Here is a 19,614-nt window from a genome sequence, read left to right as displayed (position 1 = left end):
CCGACGGGTGACGAGCCATGACGCCGGGGACGACGGGCTCCCTCCGCCGCACCTCGGCGACTTCCCGCACGGCGCGTACTGGTCGGCGGAGCGGCCGGCGGACGCGGACGAGGTCGAGGCGGAGAGCCCCACGGTCCAGGGCACCGAGATCCGACTCATGTGGGACTACGGCGTCCGGGTGCCGTTGTGGGACGAGACCGGCCTGCTGCCCGAGGAGCCGGCGTGGCTCCGCGATGCCTTGGGGTTGAGCGCCCCGCTCATCGAGGAGCTCACCCGCTGGGGCGAGGAGATGGACGCGGTGGACGCCGCGCCGAGCCGACGCACGCCGGAGGCATACGAGCAGCTCGACCGCCGCGCGCGAGCGCTTGCTCGGCGGCTCCAGGACGAGCTCGGAGCGCGGTTCACCGTGCGGTACCGCCCCTGGTGACGTTCGCCCCCGGGCGACCGCAACCCGTCAGCCGGCGAGGGCGGGCACCGGGTCGGCGACCCGCGGCACCGCTGCGCGCCGCACGTGCGCGGTCACTTCCGCGACCTTCTCGGGGCCGCTGCCGGCGCCGACCAGCTTCGCGAGCTGGCGGGGCAGGTTGGCGAGCGAGGTCTCCTCGAGCCAGCCGTTCGGCAGGGAGAGCCGGACCACCTTGTGCCAGGCGCTGCCGACCTGCCGCACGAGCGGCCGGGCGTTGTAGGTGAGCCCGTAGCGCTGGAACAGGGCGCGCACCTGCGGCGCGATCTCGTAGTACCGGTTGCTCGGCAGGTCAGGGAACAGGTGGTGCTCGATCTGGTGCGAGAGGTTGCCGGTCATCAGGTGCATCGTGCGGCTGCCGGAGATGTTGGCCGACCCGAGCATCTGCCGCAGGTACCACTGCCCGCGGGTCTCGTGCTCGTCGAGCGCCGGCTGCTCGAAGGTCTCGACGCCCTCCGGGAAGTGGCCGCACATGATGACCGAGTGGCTCCAGAGGTTGCGGAGCACGTTCGCCGTGGCGTTCGCGGTGAGCGTGCTCCGCCATGACCGGCCGCTGAGCGCGGGGTGCACGACGTAGTCCTTGAGCACCTGCTTCGAGGCCTTGCGCAGGGTCGCGCCGACCCGGGAGCGCAGCTCGGGGGTGAACCCCTTCTTCTCGCGCAGGTGGGCACCGAGCTCGATGTCGTAGGTCGCGATGCCGAACTCGAACATGCAGGCGTTGACGAAGTTCCACAGCGGCTGGACCAGGAAGCGCGGCTTCCACGGCTGGTCCTCGTCGACCCGCATGATCCCGTAGCCGAGGTCGTTGTCCTCGCCGAGGATGTTCGTGTACGTGTGGTGCTGGACGTTGTGGGCCCGCTTCCACTGCTCCGGCGGCGACGGGTGGTCCCAGTCCCAGGTGGTCGAGTGGATCTTGGGGTCGCGCATCCAGTCCCACTGGCCGTGCAGGACGTTGTGACCGATCTCCATGTTGTCGAGGCTCTTCGACATCGCCAGGCAGGCCGTCCCGACCGCCCAGGCGACGCGGTTGCGGCTGCCCAGGAGGAGCACCACACGGCCGGTGAGCTCGAGCTTGCGCTGGATCTCGATCACCTTGCGGATGTAGGCCGCGTCACGCTCGCCCCGGCTGTCCAGGACGGAGGCACGGATGGAGTCCAGCTCCCGTCCGATGTCGTCGACGTCCTGGTCGGTGAGGTGCGCCACCTGGCTCACCGGCTTCTTCTCGATCGCGGTCACGACGACACTGTGCCCGTTCCTCGGTGAGCCACGCGCACCAGGGGTGCGGATAGGCTCGTCGACGGCCCACCCGGCGCCGCACCCGCAATTCCCGGAGGTATCCCCGCGTGTCCACGCTCAACCCCCAGCTGCAGTCGATCTTCGACGAGGTGCTGCGTCGCAACGCCGGTGAGCTGGAGTTCCACCAGGCGGTCCGCGAGGTCTTCGACAGCCTCGGGCCGGTCGTCGAGAAGCACCCGGAGTACCTCGAGGCGTCGATCATCCAGCGGATCTGTGAGCCGGAGCGGCAGATCATCTTCCGGGTCCCCTGGGTCGACGACTCCGGCACGGTCCAGATCAACCGCGGCTTCCGGGTGCAGTTCAACTCCGCGCTCGGCCCCTACAAGGGCGGGCTGCGGTTCCACCCCAGCGTCTACCTCGGCATCGTGAAGTTCCTCGGCTTCGAGCAGATCTTCAAGAACTCGCTGACCGGCATGCCGATCGGCGGCGCGAAGGGCGGCTCGGACTTCGACCCCAAGGGGCGCTCCGACGCCGAGGTCATGCGGTTCTGCCAGTCGATGATGACCGAGCTCCACCGCCACATCGGTGAGTACACCGACGTCCCGGCGGGCGACATCGGCGTCGGTGGCCGCGAGCTCGGCTACCTCTTCGGCCACTACAAGCGGCTGACGAACAAGTACGAGTCCGGCGTGCTCACCGGCAAGGGGATCACCTGGGGCGGCTCGCGGGTCCGCAAGGAGGCGACCGGCTACGGCACGGTCTTCTTCGTCGACGAGGTGCTCCGCAGCCACGGCGACTCCTTCGACGGCAAGCGCGTCGTGGTCTCGGGCTCCGGCAACGTCGCGATCTACGCCATCGAGAAGGTCCACGACCTCGGCGGCACGGTCGTGGCCTGCTCGGACTCCAGCGGCTTCGTCGTCGACGAGGACGGCATCGACCTCGCGCTGCTCAAGGAGGTCAAGGAGGACCGCCGCGCGCGGCTCTCGGAGTACGCCGAGGCGCGTGACGTCCCCCTCACCTCGAACGGATCGATCTGGGACGTCCCGTGCGACGTCGCGCTCCCCTGCGCCACCGAGAACGAGCTGAGCGAGCAGGATGCGGTCTCGCTGGTGAAGAACGGCGTGCGCATCGTCGCCGAGGGCGCGAACATGCCGACCACGCCGGGCGGGATCAAGGCGTTCAAGGAGGCCGGCGTGCTCTTCGCGCCGGGCAAGGCCGCCAACGCCGGTGGCGTCGCGACGAGCGCGCTCGAGATGCAGCAGAACGCCTCCCGCGACTCCTGGACCGCCGAGCACACCGAGGCCCGGCTCGCGGAGATCATGCGCGACATCCACCACAGCTGCGCGGAGACCGCCGAGGAGTACGGCGCGCCGGGCGACTACGTCCTCGGGGCGAACATCGCCGGCTTCACGCGGGTCGCGGACGCCATGCTGGCCATGGGCGTGATCTGAGGGACGACCGGAGGAGGCCGACGCTGGTCAGGGTGCCGAGCCTGGGCGGACCGAGGACGGCCACCGTGCTGCGGTGGGTCGGGCGGTACCTCCTGGTCACGGTCACGGTCGCGGTCGTGCTGCTCCCCCTCGTCGTCGAGCAGGCCGTCGAGCGCGCGACCTTCCGCGACGCGGTGGGCACGCTGCCGGTCCAGATGTCGCTCTCCCACGACGGGCGCTCCACCCTCCAGACGGGGGTGCTGGGCGACCTCTACTGGCACGAGACCGGCCCGTGGGGGTTCGGCGTGCGGGCCCGGGTCACCGGTCCCCCGCAGGCCGGCGGCACCCTCGCGTCGTACGTCGACCCGAGCTTCATCCGCGCCAACCTGCAGTTCGTGCAGGACCCCGACGCGGCCGTCGCGTCGTACGCCGCGAAGTTCCGCGACGACATCACCGACCGGGTCGTCGGCAGCACGGTCGTGCTGTCGCTGGCCGGGGGCGCGCTGATCCTGCTGTTCCAGCCGCGGTGGAAGTCGAGGCGGGCCGTCGAGCGCCACCCGGCCCGGCAGCGCATGGTGACCGCCGGGGTGGTCGCCGGCGCCCTGGTGGTCTCGACGGGCAGCGCCTTCGTGCTCTTCCAGCGGTGGGAGGCCGAGCAGGACGCGCCGCCCGGCTACGCGTTCCTCGACCTCCCCGGGCTGCGGTTCAGCGACCCCGAGACGCTGGAGGTGGCGCGGCAGGTCCGGCCCTTCATCGAGAAGAACACCCAGCGGATCGCCGAGCGCACCGCCGAGTTCGAGGCCGACACCGAGGCCAGCTTCCGGGAGGCGCTCGATCGCCGCGGGGCCGAGCTCGAGCCGCGCGAGGGCGAGGTCGTCGTCCTGGCGGAGGCGGACCCCCAGGGCGGCTACGTCGGCACCTCGGTCCGGACCGCCCTGGTCGAGGCGCTCCTCGAGCGGCTGGACGAGGACGCCGTCGCGATGCGGACCATCTCCGGAGACATCACCTCCAACGGCACCGTCGCCGAGCAGGACTTCGTCCAGAAGGAGGCGGCCGTCGGCGGCGAGCTGCCGACGGTGGCCATCGCCGGCGACCACGACTCCGAGACCACCGCCCAGCAGATGGAGGACGCCGGGATGATCGTGCCGGACCTGACCACCGAGGAGGTGGCGGGGCTGCGCGTCACGGGCGCCAACGACGTCGAGCACAAGGCGCTCTTCGGGGCGCTGGTCAGCAGCGAGTCCGACCTCACCCAGCAGGAGCTCGGCCAGGCCGTGCGGGACGAGGTCGACGAGGACGAGCCCGGCATCGCCCTGTTCCACCAGCCCTCGGCCGCCGCCGGATTCCTCGGCCTGGAGACCCTGACACCGGTGCGGCAGCTCGAGGGCGGCAGCCGCACCACGCCGTACGACGACGGCATCGACGACGTGCCGCCGGGGACCGTGAACGTCGGCCACCTGCACGACCCCGAGGGGCCGTGGGTGGTGTGGAACACCGACGGTGGCGACGTGACCTGGACCGTGGTGGACCAGCTCGGCACCTCGGGCGGCATGGAGGAGAGCCCGACGTTCAACCGGTTCAGCACCCCCGTCTCGATCCCGCTGAAGCCGATGACTGCCCGGCTGCAGTACTTCGACACCGCGACGGGGCTGCAGACCGGGTTCGCCACCCTCTCGTGCAGCCCCGAGGGGGTGTGCGACCTCAGCGAGCGCACCGACGTCGGGCTGCCGATCGTCGACGGCGAGCCGGTCGAGCCCTGACGACCACCTTGGGCCAGGTACCCCGGCGGGGTATCGTGGCGGCCGTACACCCCGTGCAGGAGGAGAACCACGTGACCACCTCGACCTACCGCGTGACCGGGATGACCTGCGGCCACTGCGCCCGCGCCGTCACCGAGGAGCTGAGCGCCCTCGAGGGCGTCTCCGGCGTCGAGGTCGACCTCGTGGCCGGCGGCACGTCGACCGTGCAGGTGACCAGCGCCGCCCCGCTCGCCGACGAGCAGGTCGCGACCGCCCTCGACGAGGCCGGGGACTACCGGTTGGCATGACCGAGGGACACGCGGACGTCGAGCTCGACATCGCGGGGATGACCTGCGCGGCCTGCGCCGCACGCATCGAGAAGAAGCTCAACAAGGTCGACGGCGTCGTCGCCACCGTCAACTACGCCACGGAAAGGGCGCGGGTCTCCTACCCGCCCACCGTGACCCCTGAGCAGCTGGTCGCAGTGGTCGAGGCGACGGGCTACCGCGCCACCGTGCCGTCCCCGGCGCAGCCCGAGCCGGACGTCGCCGCGCCGACGGAGGCCGACGTCTGGCGGCAGCGGCTGGTGGTCTCCGCGCTTCTGACGGTCCCCGTCCTGCTGCTCTCGATGGTGCCGCCCCTCCAGTTCGACAACTGGCAGTGGGTGGCGCTCACGCTCGCCTCCCCCGTCGCCGTCTGGGGCGCGTGGCCGTTCCACCGCGCGGCGTTCGTCAACGCCCGCCATGCCGCCGCGACCATGGACACCCTGGTCTCGCTCGGCGTCTCGGCGGCGTACCTCTGGTCGCTGGGGGCCCTGCTGTTCACCGACGCGGGCATGCCGGGCATGCGGATGGAGCTGGAGCTGCTGCCGTCCCGCGGCGGCGGGCAGCCGGACCTCTACCTCGAGGTCGCCGCGGCGGTCACGACCTTCCTGCTCGCGGGCAGGTACTTCGAGGCCCGCGCGAAGCGCGAGTCCGGTGCGGCGCTGCGGGCGCTGCTCGGGATGGGCGCGAAGGACGTCACCGTGCTCCGGCGCACGCCGGACGGGGAGCAGGAGGAGCGGCTTTCCGCCGACCGGCTCGTCGTCGGCGACCGGTTCCTGGTGCGCCCCGGCGAGAAGGTCGCCACCGACGGTGTGGTCGAGAGCGGCACGTCGGCGGTCGACGCGTCGATGCTGACCGGCGAGCCGGTGCCGGTGGAGGTCGGGCCGGGCGACCCGGTCGTCGGGGCCACCGTCAACGCCGGGGGCCGGCTCGTCGTGCGCGCCACCCGCGTCGGCGCCGACACGAGGCTGGCGCAGATGGCGCGGCTGGTGGAGGAGGCGCAGAGCGGGAAGGCGGCCGTGCAGCGGCTCGCCGACCGCGTGTCCGGGGTCTTCGTGCCGGTCGTCCTGCTGCTCGCCGCGGCGACCCTCGTGGGGTGGCTGGTCACCGGGCACAGCGCGACCGCGGCGTTCACCGCGGCGGTCGCCGTCCTGATCATCGCCTGCCCGTGCGCGCTCGGCCTCGCGACGCCCACGGCGCTGCTGGTCGGCACCGGGCGCGGCGCCCAGCTGGGGGTGCTGATCAAGGGGCCCGAGATCCTCGAGTCCACCCGGGTGGTCGACACGGTCCTCCTGGACAAGACCGGGACCGTCACGACCGGCCGGATGGCGCTCGTCGACGTGGTGGCCGCCGACGGGGTGGAGACGGAGGAGCTGCTCCGGCTCGCAGGCGCACTCGAGCACACCTCGGAGCACCCGGTCGCCCGCGCGGTCGCCGACGGTGCGGCCGCCCGGACGACCCTGCCCGCACCCGATGCGTTCGTGTCGACGTCCGGGCTCGGGGTCTCCGGGAAGGTCGACGGCCACGAGGTCGTGGCGGGCCGACCGCGATGGTTGGCCGAGGAGTGGGCGATGCCCCTCCCGGCCGGGCTCGAGGCCGCCCGCGCCGCTGCCGAGATCGCCGGACGCACCGTGGTGGCAGCCGGGTGGGACGGCGTCGCGCGGGGGCTCTTCGTCGTCTCCGACACCGTCAAGCCGACCAGCGCGCAGGCGGTCGCCGAGCTCCGTGGTCTCGGGCTGCGGCCGGTGCTGGTCACCGGCGACAACCGCAGGGCTGCCGAGGCGGTCGCCGCCGAGGTCGGCATCGACGAGGTCGTCGCCGAGGTGCTACCCGGTGGGAAGGTCGACGTGGTGCGCCGCCTCCACGACGAGGGGCGAGTGGTCGCCATGGTGGGCGACGGCGCCAACGACGCCCCCGCGCTCGCGGTGGCCTCGCTCGGCATCAGCATGGGCACCGGGACCGACGTGGCCATCGAGGCGTCCGACCTGACGCTGGTCCGGGGCGATCTCCGCGCGGCCGTCGACGCCGTCCGCCTCTCGCGCCGCACGCTCGCGACCATCAAGGGCAACCTGTTCTGGGCGTTCGCCTACAACGTGGCCGCGCTGCCCCTGGCCGCGCTCGGGTTCCTCAACCCGCTTGTGGCCGGCGCCGCGATGGCGTTCTCCTCGGTGTTCGTGGTCACCAACAGCCTGCGGCTGCGTCGCTTCCGGCCGGTGTCGGCACCGGCTGCCTAGACTGCCCGGCGTGGACGGCAGACCGACGACGACCGACCCGCGTCGCGCGACGCCGCGGACCGACACGGTCCTCGCCGACCCCCGGCTCCAGGACGCGATCGGGAGGCTCGGCCACCGCATCGTGAAGCGCGCCGTCACGACCTCCCTGGCCCGGTGCCGCGCGGGCGAGGTGCCGCCGACCGCGGCGGTCGACGACGTGCTCGACTCCCTGCCGGCCACCGCGACCGCCATGCGGCCGGTGCTCAACGCGACCGGCGTCGTCGTGCACACCAACCTCGGCCGCGCGCCCCTGTCCTCCGCCGCGGTCGCCGCGATGGAGGTCGCCGCCGGCGCCACCGACGTCGAGCTCGACCTGGAGACCGGCGCACGCGGCCGGCGGGGCAGGTCGGCACTCGACGCGCTGGCCGCCGCGGTGCCGGACGCCGGCGCGGTGCACGTGGTCAACAACGGCGCCGCCGCCCTCGCGCTGGTCGCCTGCGCGCTCGGGCAGGGGCGCGAGGTGGTCGTCGCGCGCGGCGAGATGGTGGAGATCGGCGACGGGTTCCGGATCCCGGAGCTCGTGGAGTCCGTCGGCGCCCGCCTCCGCGAGGTCGGCACCACCAACCGGGTGCGGCGGTCCGACTACGAGGCTGCGATCACCGACGAGACCGCCTTCGTCCTCAAGGTGCACCCGTCGAACTTCGTCGTCCGCGGGTTCACCTCGTCGGTGCCGGTGCAAGAGCTCGCGACCCTCCCGGCCCCGGTCGTCGCCGACATCGGCTCGGGGCTCCTGGCGCCGCACCCGCGGCTCCCCGACGAGCCCGACGCGGCGCGCACGCTCCGCGCCGGGGCGGCGCTCGTGACCGCCTCCGGCGACAAGCTGCTCGGCGGACCGCAGGCAGGCCTGCTGCTCGGCCGCGCCGACCTCGTCCACCAGGTGCGGCGCCACCCGCTGGCCCGCGCCCTCCGGGTCGACAAGCTCACCCTCGCCGCGCTCGAGGCGACCCTGACCGGGCCGACGCCGCCGGTCCTCGAGGCCCTCGACACCGACGCCGCGGTCCTGCTGCGCCGCGCGGAGGGGATCGCCGGCCGGCTGGCCCCGGTCGTGGCGGCCTCCGCGGAGCGGTCCACCGGTGCGGTCGGCGGTGGCGGTGCCCCCGAGGTCGAGCTGCCGAGCGCCGCCGTGGTGCTGCCCGAAGCACTGGCAGCGCCGCTGCGCACCGGGACGCTGCCGGTCGTCGGCCACGTCGAGCGAGGCCGGCTCCTGCTCGACCTGCTGGCGCTCCCGGAGGAGGCCGACGACGCCCTCGTCGAGGCGGTACGCCGGGCCGCGGCCGTCGCGTCCCAGGCCGTCGGAGAGGGCTGAGGGCGGAGCAGGTGCACGTCGTCGCCACCGCCGGTCACGTCGACCACGGCAAGAGCACGCTGGTGCGGGCCCTGACCGGCACCGACCCCGACCGGCTCGCCGAGGAGCACGCGCGCGGGCTGTCGATCGAGCTCGGCTACGCCTGGACGACGCTGCCCGGTGCGGGTGTCCTCGCGTTCGTCGACGTGCCCGGCCACGAGCGGTTCGTGGCCACGATGCTCTCCGGCGTCGGTCCCGTCCCCGCTGCGCTGCTGGTGGTCGCTGCCGACGACCCGTGGATGCCGCAGGCCGCGGAGCACCTGGCCGCGCTCGACGCGCTCGGGGTGCGCCACGGTGTCGTCGCCGTCACCCGGTCCGACCTCGCCGACCCCGCGCCGATGGCCGCGCGCGCCGCCGCCGAGATCGCGCGCACCGGCCTGGCCGGCTCCCCCGTCGTCGCGGTGAGCGCCCGGACCGGCGACGGGCTCGACGAGCTCCGCGCCGAGCTCGTCGCGATGGTCCGGGCGCTCCCGGAGCCGGAGCCCGACGCCGACGTGCGGCTGTGGGTCGACCGGGCGTTCACGGTCCGCGGCGCCGGGACCGTGGTGACCGGCACGCTGCCCGCCGGCACCGTCGCGACCGGAGACCGGTTGACCAACGGCCGCGAGGTCGTCCGTGTGCGGGGTGTCCAGTCCCTCGGCCGCGACGCCCCGGAGGTGTCCGGCGTGGCACGGGTGGCGCTCAACCTCGGCGGTGACGTGCGCGGCCGTCTCGCGCGCCACGACGTGCTGGTCACCCCCGACGCGTGGCACTTCACCGGTGCGGTCGACGTCCGGCTCACCCCCGCCGCCACGTCCGAGGAGTCCCCCGGTCCACCCCGCCGGCCGCTGCTCCACGTCGGCAGCGTCGCGGTCCCGGCGTACCTCCGGCCGCTGGGTGGTGCCACCGACGGGCTCGCCCGCCTGACGCTGGAGCGTGCGCTCCCGCTGCGGATCGGTGACCGGGCCCTGCTGCGCGATCCCGGGAGCCGGCTGCTCTGGGGCGTGACGGTCCTCGACCCCGCGCCCCCGAAGCTGGAGCGCCGCGGCGCCGCCCGGGCACGGGCCGACGACCTGGGTGCGGCCACCGGCGTGCCCGACGCGGCTGCGGAGGTCGCCCGACGGGGGCTGGTCCACGTCGACCTCCTGCGGGCGCTCGGCGTGCCCACCCACGACCTCCGGCCCACCGACGGCTGGCTCCTCGGCGACCGGCGGGCTGCCGGGCTGCGCGCGCGGCTCGGCGAGGTCGTCGCCGAGCACGAGGCCTCCAACGGCGACGACGGTCCCGGCCTGACCCTCGTCTCGCTCGCCGAACGGCTCGGGCTGCCGTCGCCCCAGCTCGTCGCCTCCCTCGTGACGCCGCCCCTGCGGGTGGTCGACGGCCGGGTGACGTCGCGGAGCACGGCGCCGGCCGACACGCTCCCCGCGCCGCTGCGCGAAGCGGTCGGCCGGCTCCTGGAGGAGCTGGAGGCGCGGCCGTTCCTCGCGCCCACCGCCGACCGGCTCCGCGAGGTCGGGCTCCAGCCCCGGGGCGTCGTCGCCGCCGCCAAGGCGGGGCGGCTGCTGCACCTCGGCGACGGCATCGTGCTCGCCCCCGGGGCCGACCGGCGGGCGGTCGAGGAGCTCAGGGCGCTCCCCCAGCCGTTCACGACCAGCGAGGCGCGGAGCCGGCTCGACACGACCCGCCGGGTGGTGCTCCCGCTGCTGCAGCACCTCGACCGGCTCGGGTACACCCACCGCCACCCCGACGACCGCCGCTCGGTCACCGGGAAGGGCGGCTCCTAGGCCGAGCCGGACGCCTCGCCCGAGTCGCGCCGCTGCAGCGGTCGCGTCGCCGGCCCCTCGAGCACCGAGCCGTCGGGGGCGAACGGCGAGCCGTGCAGCGGGCAGTCCCACGACCGCTCGGCGTCGTTCCACCGCAGCGTGCCGCCGACGTGGGTGCAGATCGCGGCCACCTTGCACGTGCGGCCGTCGACCTTCGCCACCCCGGTCGGCACGACGCCCTCGCGTCCGACCACGCCGGTGCCCTCCTCGACGTCGTCGGGCAGCGAGGACGTAATCGCCTCGAGCGTGGACGTCGTCTCGGCGAGCCCCACCCCCGCGTTGAGCATCCCGACGTGCAGCGCCGCGCGCGGGGTCGGCACGCGCCGGTCCAACGCGCGGGCCCACCCGGGCGCCTCGCCGCCCAGCAGCTCGGCGGCGATCGCGAGCGACGCCGCGACCCCGTTCGTCATCCCCCACTTGTCGTAGCCGGTCGCGTAGTGGATGCGGCCGAGCCCGAGCGGCAGCTTTCCGAGCAGCGGCAGCCCGTCGTACGGCGAGTAGTCCTGCGCCGACCAGGCGTGCGTCTCCACCGCCCCCGGTAAGTGCTCGGCGGTCCACTCCCGGAGCTCGTCGAGGTGGCGCCGCTCCGAGCGCGTGCGGCCGACCGTGTGGCCGCTGCCGCCGACCAGGAACGCCGGCGTGCCGTCCTGGGTCGGGACGTCGCGGACCGAGCGGGCCGAGGAGCCCGCGGAGAGGTACATCCCCTCGGGCGCCGGCACCCCGCGGAACGCGAGAAGGTACGACCGCTTGGGCTCGACCTTCGCGAACGTCATCGCCCGGTCCAGCACCGGGATGCCGGTGGCCAGGACCACGTTGTCGGCCGAGACCTGGCGGCCGGTCTCCAGCACCAGGCAGGGCTTGCCGGCCCGGGAGACGGTGACGACGCGCTGCCCCTCGTGGACCGTCCCGCCGTGCGCCCGGAGCTCGGCGACGAGCGCGAGCAGGAGCTCCACCGGGTCGAGCTGGAGCTGGTCGGCGAGGACGACGGCGCCGTGGTGCGGGAACGGCACCCCGAGGTCGTCCTCCCACCGGACGTCGAGCCCGACGGACCTCGCGGCGTCGTGCTCGGACCGCACCGCCCTGATCTCGCTCGTGTCGTGGGCGAACACCACGGCGTCGCGGTGCTGGACGTCGACGCCGTGGTCGGCGCAGAACCGGCGCAGCCAAGCCAGCCCCTCGGTGTTGGCGTCGAGGTAGGCGCGAGCCTTGCTCTCGGGGTGCGACTGGAGGATGCCGGACAGCTTCGTGCCCTGCAGCAGGCTGACCTTGGCGGTCGTGCGGCCGGTGGTGACGGCACCGACGTGGCGCGCCTCGAGAACGCCGACCCGCCGTCCGGCGCGGGCCAGGAGCACCGCGGTGGTGAGCCCGGTGAGCCCGGCGCCGACCACGACGTCGTCGAAGGTGTCGTCGGGGAACGCGTCGTCGTGCTGCTCCAGGGGCCGGTCGAGCCAGAGGGAGGTCATGGTCGCCGACGTACCCGCGCCGGTCCGCGGTATGCCGCCCTGCCAGGATGGCGGGGTGCCGACGGAACCCCGCCTCAAGCCACGGCCGGCGCAGATCGACGCCCCCGTGGTCAAGAAGGTGCTGAAGCACGGCGGACGCGCGCAGGTCTGGCTCTACCGCCGCACCAACGGCCGGATCGGCGGGAAGTGGCGCATCGGCGCCGGGTTCCGCAAGCCCGTGCCCACGCTGCTCCTCGACCACGTCGGCCGTCGCTCCGGCACCCGCTTCACGGTGCCGCTGCTCTACCTCGCCGACGGCCCCGACCTGGTCGTCGTGGCCTCGCAGGGCGGGATGTCCACACACCCGCAGTGGTACCGCAACCTGCTCCCGCACCCCGACACCCAGGTCCAGGTCGGCCCCGAGCTCCGCCGGGTGCGGGCGCGGGTCGTCACGCCTGCCGAACGCGAGCGGCTCTGGCCGATGCTGGTCGACCTCTACGCGGACTTCGCCAGCTACCAGGCCTGGACCGAGCGCGAGATCCCCGTCGTGGTCCTGGAGCCACGCTGAGCACCGCCGGGCTGCGGGTCGCGTTCGTCCCCGGGGTCACCCCCGACAAGTGGGTACGCCGGTGGCGCGAGCGTCGCCCCGAGCCGCTCGAGACGCTCCTCGTCGAGGAGGTCGAGCAGACGCAGGTCCTGCACGAGGGGCGTGCGGACATGAGCCTCGTCCGGCTCCCCGTCGACCCTGCCGGGCTCCACGTGGTGCCGCTCTACGTCGAGCAGCCGGTCGTCGTGGTCCCCCGTGACCACGTCGTGTCCGCGTTCGATTCGATCGACGTCGCCGAGCTCGCCGACGAGCACCACTGGTCCCTCGCCGAGGTGACCGCGAAGGAGGCCGTGGAGGCGGTCGCGGGCGGCACCGGTGTCGTGGTCCTCCCGATGTCGGTCGCCCGGCTCCACCACCGCCGCGACGTGGTGGCGGTGCCGGTCGACGGCGTCGAGGGTTCCCAGGTCGCGCTGGCCTGGCTGGTCGAGCGGGACGACGAGCTGACCCAGGAGCTGGTCGGCGTGGTGCGGGGACGGACGGCCCGCAGCTCCCGCGGCGAGCAGCCCGAGCCATCCGGGGGACCCAGGCAGCCCAAGCAACCCAGGAAGCCCCGGTCGGCTCAGCGGCCCCGGCAACCTCGGAACCCTCGCGGGCGCCGGCGCTGAGCGGTCACCAGCCCGCCGGCAGCGGCCGCCCCTCGTGGAACCCGGCGGCCGACTGGAACCCGACGACCGCCCGCTCCTCGAACTCCGCGAGGTTGCGCGCCCCGGCGTAGGTGCACGCAGACCGCACCCCGGCGCAGATCGCGTCGATGAGGTCCTCCACGCCAGGACGCTGGGGGTCGAGGTACATCCGGCTGGTGGAGATCCCCTCCTCGTAGAGCCCCTTGCGGGCCCGGTCGAACGACGACTCGGCGGAGGTCCGCCGCTGCACCGCCCGCGCCGACGCCATGCCGAAGCTCTCCTTGTAGCGCCGGCCGTCGGCGTCCTCGTGGAGGTCACCGGGCGACTCGTGGGTGCCGGCGAACCAGGAGCCGATCATCACCGCGCTCGCCCCGGCGGCCAGCGCGAGGGCCACGTCACGGGGGTGACGCACTCCCCCGTCGGCCCAGACGTGGGCGCCGAGCTCCCGGGCCTGCCGGGAGCACTCGAGCACGGCGGAGAACTGCGGCCGGCCCACGCCGGTCATCATGCGCGTGGTGCACATCGCCCCGGGGCCGACGCCGACCTTCACGATGTCCGCGCCCGCCTCGACGAGGTCGCGGACGCCCGCCGCGGAGACGACGTTGCCCGCCACGACGGGGACCGCCGGCTCCAGCGCCCGCACCGCGCGCAGCGCCTCGAGCATCCGGTCCTGGTGGCCGTGGGCGGTGTCGAGGACCAGGCAGTCCACACCGGTGGCCAGCAGCGCCTTGGCCTTCCCGAGGACGTCGCCGTTGACCCCGACCGCGGCGCCGACGACCAGCCGTCGGTGGGCGTCCACCGCCGGTGTGTAGAGCGACGCCCGCAGGGCGGCCGTGCGGGTGAGGACGCCGACGAGCCGGCCGTCCGCGTCGACGACCGGGGCCACCCGGCGGCGTGCGGAGTCGAGCCGCTCATAGGCCTCGCGGGGCGTGATGTCGTCGGGCAGGGTGTTGACGTGGCTGCTCATCACCTCGTGCACCTGGGTGAACCGGTCGACCGAGCGGCAGTCGTCCTCGGTCACCACGCCCACCGGGCGGCCGTCGTCGACGACGACCGCCGCCCGGTGCGACCGCTTCGGGATCAGTGCCAGCGCGTCGGCCACGGTGTGGTGGGGGTCGAGGACGATCGCGGTGTCGAACAGCAGGTGGCGCCGCTTCACCCAGTCGACCACCTCGGCGACGACGGGCCCCGGGATGTCCTGGGGGATGATCGCGATGCCGCCACGCCGGGCGACCGTCTCGGCCATCCGCCGGCCGGACACCGCGGTCATGTTGGCGACCACGAGCGGCAGGGTCGCGCCGGTGCCGTCGGAGGTCGAGAGGTCGACGTCGTCGCGCGAGGCGACCGAGGAGCGGCTCGGCACCATGAAGACGTCGTCGTAGGTCAGGTCGTAGGGCGGGATCCGCGCGTCGTCGAGGAACTGCACCCGACAAGCGTAGGCGGGGACGCCGACACCCCCGCCCCTACGCTGGCCCGATGGTGGTCGAGACGGTCATGAGCTCCTTCAGCCGCGCCTTCGGGCGCGACCCCGAGTCGGTCGCCTCGGCCCCGGGGCGGGTCAACCTCATCGGTGAGCACCTCGACTACAACGGGGGCCGGTCGCTGCCGATCGGGCTCCCGGTGCGCACCTACGTGGCGGTGGCGCCCCGCACCGACGGCCGGCTGGTGCTGGTGAGCGAGCAGTCCCCGGACCGGATGGAGGTGGCCGTCGACGCGCCCGACGTCGGCGGCTGGGCGGCGTACGTCGTCGGGGTGGTGCAGGCCCTCGGGCTGGCCGGCACCGGCTACGACGTGCTGGTCGACGGCCGCGTGCCGCTCGGGGCCGGGCTGTCGAGCTCGGCTGCCCTCGAGTGCGCGGCCGGGCTCGCCGTCGCCGACGCGGCCGGAGCGACGCCGTCGCGCGAGGAGCTGGTGGCGGCCGCCGTCCGCGCGGAGAACGACTACGTCGGCGCACCGACCGGCGCGCTCGACCAGACGTCGGTGGTCTTCGCCCGGGCGGGCCACGCCCTGGTCGTCGATCCCGCCGGAGGGTCGCACCGGCTCGTCCCCTGGGAGCCGGAGGGCCAGCTGCTCGTCATCGACACCCGGGCCGAGCACTCGCACGCCGGTGGCGAGTACGCCGACCGGCGTCGCACCTGCGACGCAGCCGCCGCCGAGCTCGGCGTCACCAGGCTGGCGACGGCAGGTGCCGACGCGGTCGAGCGGCTGCTGGACCCGGTCGTCCGGCGCCGCGTCCGCCACGTCGTCACCGAGGAGGTGCGGGTGGGCCAGGCGCTCGACGCCGTCGAGGCCCGCGACTGGCAGGGGTTCGGCCGGCTGATGACCGCCTCCCACGCGTCGCTGCGCGACGACTACGAGGTCTCCTGCCGCGAGCTCGACGTCGCGGTGGAGGCTGCGCTCGACGCGGGTGCGCTCGGCGCGCGGATGACCGGCGGCGGGTTCGGCGGTTCGGCCATCGCCCTGGTGCCGGCGGGGCTGGGCGACACGGTGCGTGACGCGGTCACCGCCGCCTTCGCCGACGCAGGGCTGGCCGAGCCCGGCTTCCTCGACGGCACCGCGTCAGACGGCGCCGTGGTGGAGGTCGGGCGGTCCTAGGAGCGGCTCACGGGAACGGGACGACGCCGGCGAGCGCGCCGGCGAACGTCGTCGTCCAGACCAGGTAGGTCGCGAGCCCGAACAGGGTGACGAGCTGGATCCTCATGGCTCCACCGTGGCGCGGCGGGGTGGCGTCCGGGTGAACCGCGCGTGGCAGCAGCGGGAAGCGTCCGCGCCGCTCGCATGACGGCTACAGCGCCGCGACCGCCTCCGCGAACGAGGTCGCGGGCCGGCCGAGGAGCCGGGGCACGTCGTCGCTCACCGCCTCGAGTTCGCCGTCGCGGATCGCGGTGTAGGTGCTGATCCAGGCGTCGACGAGCCAGTCCGGGGCACCGTACGACGCGCGGCTGGCCCGTGCCTCGTCCATCGTCTCGTCGACGTAGGAGTGCGACTGTCCCGTCACGTCGGCGAGCACCGCCGCCACCTCGTGGAGGGTGAGAGCCTCCGGCCCGGTCAGGTCGTAGACCGCCCCTGCGTGCGCGTCGGGGTCGCGCAGGACCAGCGCGGCGACCTCGGCGACGTCGCGACGGGAGACCGCGGCGACCCGTCCGTCGCCCGCAGGCCCCCGGATCACGCGGTCCTCGCCGCCGAAGTCCGCGAACACCTCGGCGTAGAAGTTGTCACGGAGGAACGTGAAGGCCAGGCCGCTGCTCCTGATGATCCCCTCGGTCGCGCCGTGGTCCCGCCCGAGCAGGAAGCCGGTGCGGTCGGAGGCGCCCACGAACGAGGTGTAGACGAGGTGGCGCACCCCGGCCTCCACGGCGGCCTCGACGAACGTCCGGTGCTCGGCGACCCGGTCGTCGGACTCGTGGGCCGAGACCATCAGCACGACGTCGAGCCCGCGGAGCGCGTCCACGGTGGCGGGGTCGCCGTACACCGCGGTGGCGACCTCGGCGCCCGGCAGGTCGGGGGCCCGGGACGGGTCACGGACGAGGAGGCGCACGGGCCGGGAGCCGTCGGCGAGGAGCCGCGCGGTGCGACCGCCGACGTGGCCGGTGGCACCGGTGATGCCGAGAGTGGTCATGCGGGGACAACGCGGCTCCGGCCGTGCCTGTTCCGGGGAGGCCCTCCACGCCACCCCCGTGCGGCGTGGAGGGCCGGTCCCGTGCGGTCCGGCTACTTCAGCTCGGCCGAGCTCTTCCCGAGGATCCGGCGCGCCACGATCAGCTGCTGGATCTGCTGGGTGCCCTCGAAGATGTCGAGGATCTTGGAGTCGCGCGCCCACTTCTCCAGCAGGTCCTGCTCGCTGTAGCCGACCGTCCCGGCGAGCTCGACGCACCGGAGCGTGATCTCGCTGCCGACGCGCCCCGCCTTCGCCTTGGCCATCGAGGCCTCGAGGGAGTTCGCCTTGCGGTTGTCGGCCATCCACGCCGCCTGGAGGGTCAGCAGGTGGGCCGCCTCCCACTCCGCCTCGAGCTGGAGGTACGTCGCGGCCGCCGCGGACTGCGTCGTGGCGGGCCGGTCGTGGTCGATGACCACGCCGGCTCCCTCCAGGAGGTGGCGGGTCAGCTCGAGCGAGGCCCGCGCACACCCGACGGCCATCGCGGCGACGAGCGGTCGGGTGTTGTCGAAGGTCGCCATCGCGCCGGCGAACCCCTGCTTGGTGTCGACCTCCGGGGAGCCGAGCAGGTTCTCCCTCGGCACCCGACAGTTCTCGAACCGGATCGTCGCGGTGTCGGAGGCCTTGATCCCGAGCTTGTGCTCGAGCCGCTCGACGGTCATGCCCGGCGTCCCCTTGGGGACCACGAACGACTTGATCGCCGCCCGGCCGAGCGACCGGTCGAGCGTCGCCCAGACGACGACGGCGTCGCTCCGCTCCCCCGAGGTCACGAAGATCTTCTCGCCGTTGATGACGTACTCGTCGCCGTCGAGCACGGCGGTGGTGCGGATGTTCGCCGAGTCCGAGCCGACGCCCGGCTCGGTGATCGCCATGCTCGCCCAGACGCCCTTGAACCGCTCCTGCTGCTCGGCGTCGGCGACCGACGCGATCGCGGAGTTGCCCAGCCCCTGGCGGGGCATCGACAGCAGCAGCCCGACGTCGCCCCAGCACATCTCCTGGATGGAGAGGACCGAGGCCATGTTGGCGCCGTTGCGCACGCCGTCGTCGGTCGCGTCCTCCCGCTTCACGCCGGCAGCGCCGGCGCCCTCGGAGGCGCCGGACTCGGAGAGCCCGTCGACCATCGCGGCGAGCATGTCGAGCTCGACCGGGTACTCGTGCTCGGCCTTGTCGTACTTGCGGCTGTTCGGCCGCAGCAGGTTCATCGCGACCTGGTGCGCCTGCCCGACCAGCGCCTTGTGCTTCCTGGGTGTCTCGAGGTTGATCATCAGACCAGGACCCCTCCTTCCATGACGCCGACGGCCCGCAGGTCGCGGTACCACCGCTCCACCGGGTGCTCCTTGACGAACCCGTGGCCGCCGAGCAGCTGCACGCCGTCCAGCCCGATCTGCATCGCCTTGTCGGCGCAGAGGCGACGGGCCAGCGCGACCTCGCGGCCGAAGGGCTTGCCCTGGGCGGCGCGCGAGGCGGCCTTGTAGGTCACCAGCCGCATCGCTTGGAGCTCGATCGCGATGTTGGCGACCATGAACGCCACCGACTGGCGGTTGCTGATCGGTTCGCCGAAGGCGGTCCGCTCGTTGACGTAGGGGACCACGTAGTCGAGCACCGCCTGGGCGGTGCCGACGGCGAGCGCGCACCAACCGAGCCGGGCCAGCCGGATTGCCTCGACGTAGGTCGCCTCGTCACCGAGCAGCGCGATCGACCCCACCTCGACGTCCTCGAGCACGAGCCGGCTGACCCCGGCGGCCCGGACGCCCATCGACGGGTCGGTCTCGATGGAGAGCCCGGCGCTCGACGACTCGACGAGGAAGAGGCGCGGGCTCCCGTCGAGCTCGGCACCGACGACGAAGAGCTCGGCGTCGGCGCCGCGCGGCACGCCGGACTTGACGCCGGAGAGCACGTAGCCGTCGCCCTTGCGGGTGGCGGTGGTGCGGAGCGAGAGCGGGTCGAAGAGCGGCCGGGGCTCGGCGAGCGCCACCGCGGCGGCGGGGACGTCGTCCCCGGTGAAGGCCGGGAGGTACGTCGCCTGCTGCTCCTCGCTCCCCCAGAGCGAGAGCGCGGTGGCGACGGAGCCCGGGGCGAGCACCGCGAGCGCGAGCCCCATGTCGCCCTTCGCGAGCGCCTCGGCGACCAGCGTCCCGGCCACGGCGGACCGCTCGGCGGCGATCCCCCCCAGCTCCTCGGGAACGCCCAGGATGGGGATGCCGATCTCCAGGCTGGCCTTCAGCACGTCGACGGGCGGCTCGCAGGCCTCGTCCGCGTCGGCCGCGGCAGGGCGGAGCACCTCGGCGGCGTACTCGGTGACGACGTCGACGAGCATCTGCTCGTCCTCGCTCGGCGTGAGGTCGAAGACCCCCGTTGCCTTGGCGGGCGCGACGCGGTTGCCCGTCCGCCCGGACCCCGCGCGGGCGAACTGGCGGCTCACCGCCCCGACGGTCCGGAACCCCGACTTCGTCGCGCTGTAGACGGCCTTCTCGGCGGTCCTGCGCAGCCCGAACCGGTCGAGGGCCGGGCTCTGTGCGAGCCGGTTGAGGGCGGCGACGGCGAGGCCGATCGGGTCGGCCTTCTCGGTGGCGGCGAGGCCACGCCGGCGGTGCGAGGTGGTGGTCGACATGGCTCCAATGTAACTCTGAGTTACACACTGCGCCACACGGCACCGGTGAGACCGGCGTCACATCG

General features: G+C 74.0%; 16 protein-coding genes. 10 read left to right on the top strand and 6 right to left on the bottom strand.

Translation table 11 applies throughout. The features are described from left to right. Nucleotides 1-7 precede the first annotated feature (7 nt). Nucleotides 8-427, top strand: a complete 420-nt coding sequence (locus tag FIP57_RS04500) for a hypothetical protein (RefSeq protein WP_148572310.1) — start codon at nt 8-10, stop codon at nt 425-427. 27 nt (nt 428-454) lie between these two features. On the opposite strand, the gene FIP57_RS04495 is transcribed toward FIP57_RS04500, so the two are convergent. Beyond that, entirely contained in the window at nt 455-1,699 is a 1,245-nt protein-coding gene (locus FIP57_RS04495) for a fatty acid desaturase family protein (protein ID WP_148572309.1), read from the bottom strand. A 107-nt stretch (nt 1,700-1,806) separates the two neighbouring features. Here FIP57_RS04495 and gdhA point away from each other — a divergent pair, with 107 nt between their 5' ends. The 6 genes from gdhA to FIP57_RS04465 all read left to right on the top strand — a co-directional run bounded on the left by gdhA (nt 1,807) and on the right by FIP57_RS04465 (nt 10,572). After that, nucleotides 1,807-3,150, top strand: coding sequence for an NADP-specific glutamate dehydrogenase (gene gdhA / locus FIP57_RS04490; protein ID WP_148572308.1), 1,344 nt, complete (start codon nt 1,807-1,809; stop codon nt 3,148-3,150). A gap of 65 nt (nt 3,151-3,215) precedes the next feature. Continuing rightward, on the top strand, nt 3,216-4,889 hold the full coding sequence (locus FIP57_RS04485) for a hypothetical protein (protein ID WP_148572307.1): 1,674 nt from the start codon (nt 3,216-3,218) through the stop codon (nt 4,887-4,889). A gap of 71 nt (nt 4,890-4,960) precedes the next feature. Further along, nucleotides 4,961-5,176 (top strand): heavy-metal-associated domain-containing protein, encoded by a 216-nt coding sequence (locus tag FIP57_RS04480; RefSeq protein WP_148572306.1) that lies wholly within the window; start codon nt 4,961-4,963, stop codon nt 5,174-5,176. Further along, on the top strand, nt 5,173-7,425 hold the full coding sequence (locus FIP57_RS04475) for a heavy metal translocating P-type ATPase (RefSeq protein ID WP_148572305.1): 2,253 nt from the start codon (nt 5,173-5,175) through the stop codon (nt 7,423-7,425). The genes FIP57_RS04480 and FIP57_RS04475 overlap by 4 nt, the downstream gene beginning before the upstream one ends. Nucleotides 7,426-7,435: 10 nt before the next feature. Further along, the gene (gene selA / locus FIP57_RS04470) at nt 7,436-8,770 is read left to right on the top strand and encodes an L-seryl-tRNA(Sec) selenium transferase (RefSeq protein ID WP_148572304.1); all 1,335 of its coding nucleotides are present in this window, start codon (nt 7,436-7,438) and stop codon (nt 8,768-8,770) included. An 11-nt stretch (nt 8,771-8,781) separates the two neighbouring features. Next, nucleotides 8,782-10,572: a selenocysteine-specific translation elongation factor gene (locus FIP57_RS04465; RefSeq protein WP_148572303.1), complete on the top strand. Its 1,791-nt coding sequence runs from the start codon at nt 8,782-8,784 to the stop codon at nt 10,570-10,572. Here FIP57_RS04465 and FIP57_RS04460 read toward each other — a convergent pair. Next, on the bottom strand, nt 10,569-12,074 hold the full coding sequence (locus tag FIP57_RS04460) for an FAD-dependent oxidoreductase (protein ID WP_148572302.1): 1,506 nt from the start codon (nt 12,072-12,074) through the stop codon (nt 10,569-10,571). The two genes, FIP57_RS04465 and FIP57_RS04460, sit on opposite strands and share 4 nt — an antisense overlap. A 55-nt stretch (nt 12,075-12,129) precedes the next feature. On the opposite strand from FIP57_RS04460, the gene FIP57_RS04455 reads away from it, so the two are divergent. Both FIP57_RS04455 and FIP57_RS04450 read left to right on the top strand, forming a co-directional pair. Further along, the gene (locus FIP57_RS04455; protein ID WP_238993277.1) at nt 12,130-12,621 is read left to right on the top strand and encodes a nitroreductase family deazaflavin-dependent oxidoreductase; all 492 of its coding nucleotides are present in this window, start codon (nt 12,130-12,132) and stop codon (nt 12,619-12,621) included. Further along, on the top strand, nt 12,528-13,265 hold the full coding sequence (locus FIP57_RS04450; RefSeq protein WP_238993305.1) for a LysR family transcriptional regulator substrate-binding protein: 738 nt from the start codon (nt 12,528-12,530) through the stop codon (nt 13,263-13,265). The genes FIP57_RS04455 and FIP57_RS04450 overlap by 94 nt, the downstream gene beginning before the upstream one ends. A gap of 4 nt (nt 13,266-13,269) precedes the next feature. On the opposite strand, the gene FIP57_RS04445 is transcribed toward FIP57_RS04450, so the two are convergent. Further along, nucleotides 13,270-14,709: a GuaB1 family IMP dehydrogenase-related protein gene (locus FIP57_RS04445; protein ID WP_148572301.1), complete on the bottom strand. Its 1,440-nt coding sequence runs from the start codon at nt 14,707-14,709 to the stop codon at nt 13,270-13,272. 50 nt (nt 14,710-14,759) lie between these two features. Between FIP57_RS04445 and galK the strand changes: the two genes are divergently transcribed. Further along, complete coding sequence (galK, locus tag FIP57_RS04440; protein ID WP_148572300.1) at nt 14,760-15,878, top strand: galactokinase; 1,119 nt, start codon at nt 14,760-14,762, stop codon at nt 15,876-15,878. A 190-nt stretch (nt 15,879-16,068) separates the two neighbouring features. On the opposite strand, the gene FIP57_RS04435 is transcribed toward galK, so the two are convergent. From FIP57_RS04435 to FIP57_RS04425, 3 genes are all read right to left on the bottom strand, one after another. After that, entirely contained in the window at nt 16,069-16,902 is an 834-nt protein-coding gene (locus FIP57_RS04435) for an SDR family oxidoreductase (protein WP_148572299.1), read from the bottom strand. A gap of 92 nt (nt 16,903-16,994) precedes the next feature. Then, complete coding sequence (locus FIP57_RS04430) at nt 16,995-18,203, bottom strand: acyl-CoA dehydrogenase family protein (protein ID WP_148572298.1); 1,209 nt, start codon at nt 18,201-18,203, stop codon at nt 16,995-16,997. Further along, nucleotides 18,203-19,549 (bottom strand): acyl-CoA dehydrogenase family protein, encoded by a 1,347-nt coding sequence (locus FIP57_RS04425; protein WP_148572297.1) that lies wholly within the window; start codon nt 19,547-19,549, stop codon nt 18,203-18,205. The genes FIP57_RS04430 and FIP57_RS04425 overlap by 1 nt, the downstream gene beginning before the upstream one ends. Nucleotides 19,550-19,614: the final 65 nt, after the last annotated feature.

Origin of the sequence: Nocardioides caldifontis, assembly GCF_008087345.1 — a bacterium.
Lineage (GTDB): Bacteria > Actinomycetota > Actinomycetes > Propionibacteriales > Nocardioidaceae > Marmoricola_A > Marmoricola_A caldifontis.
Note: the sequence above shows the minus strand (reverse complement) of the source record. Positions and strands in the feature narration are given on the sequence as shown.

What these genes read in the sequence shown, in the direction of transcription:
- FIP57_RS04430 (WP_148572298.1), bottom strand. Translation starts at nt 18,203, where the DNA reads ATGATCAACCTCGAGACACCCAGGAAGCACAAGGCGCTGGTCGGGCAG.
- FIP57_RS04425 (WP_148572297.1), bottom strand. Translation starts at nt 19,549, where the DNA reads ATGTCGACCACCACCTCGCACCGCCGGCGTGGCCTCGCCGCCACCGAG.
- FIP57_RS04475 (WP_148572305.1), top strand. Translation starts at nt 5,173, where the DNA reads ATGACCGAGGGACACGCGGACGTCGAGCTCGACATCGCGGGGATGACC.
- FIP57_RS04460 (WP_148572302.1), bottom strand. Translation starts at nt 12,074, where the DNA reads ATGACCTCCCTCTGGCTCGACCGGCCCCTGGAGCAGCACGACGACGCG.
- FIP57_RS04435 (WP_148572299.1), bottom strand. Translation starts at nt 16,902, where the DNA reads ATGACCACTCTCGGCATCACCGGTGCCACCGGCCACGTCGGCGGTCGC.
- galK (WP_148572300.1), top strand. Translation starts at nt 14,760, where the DNA reads ATGGTGGTCGAGACGGTCATGAGCTCCTTCAGCCGCGCCTTCGGGCGC.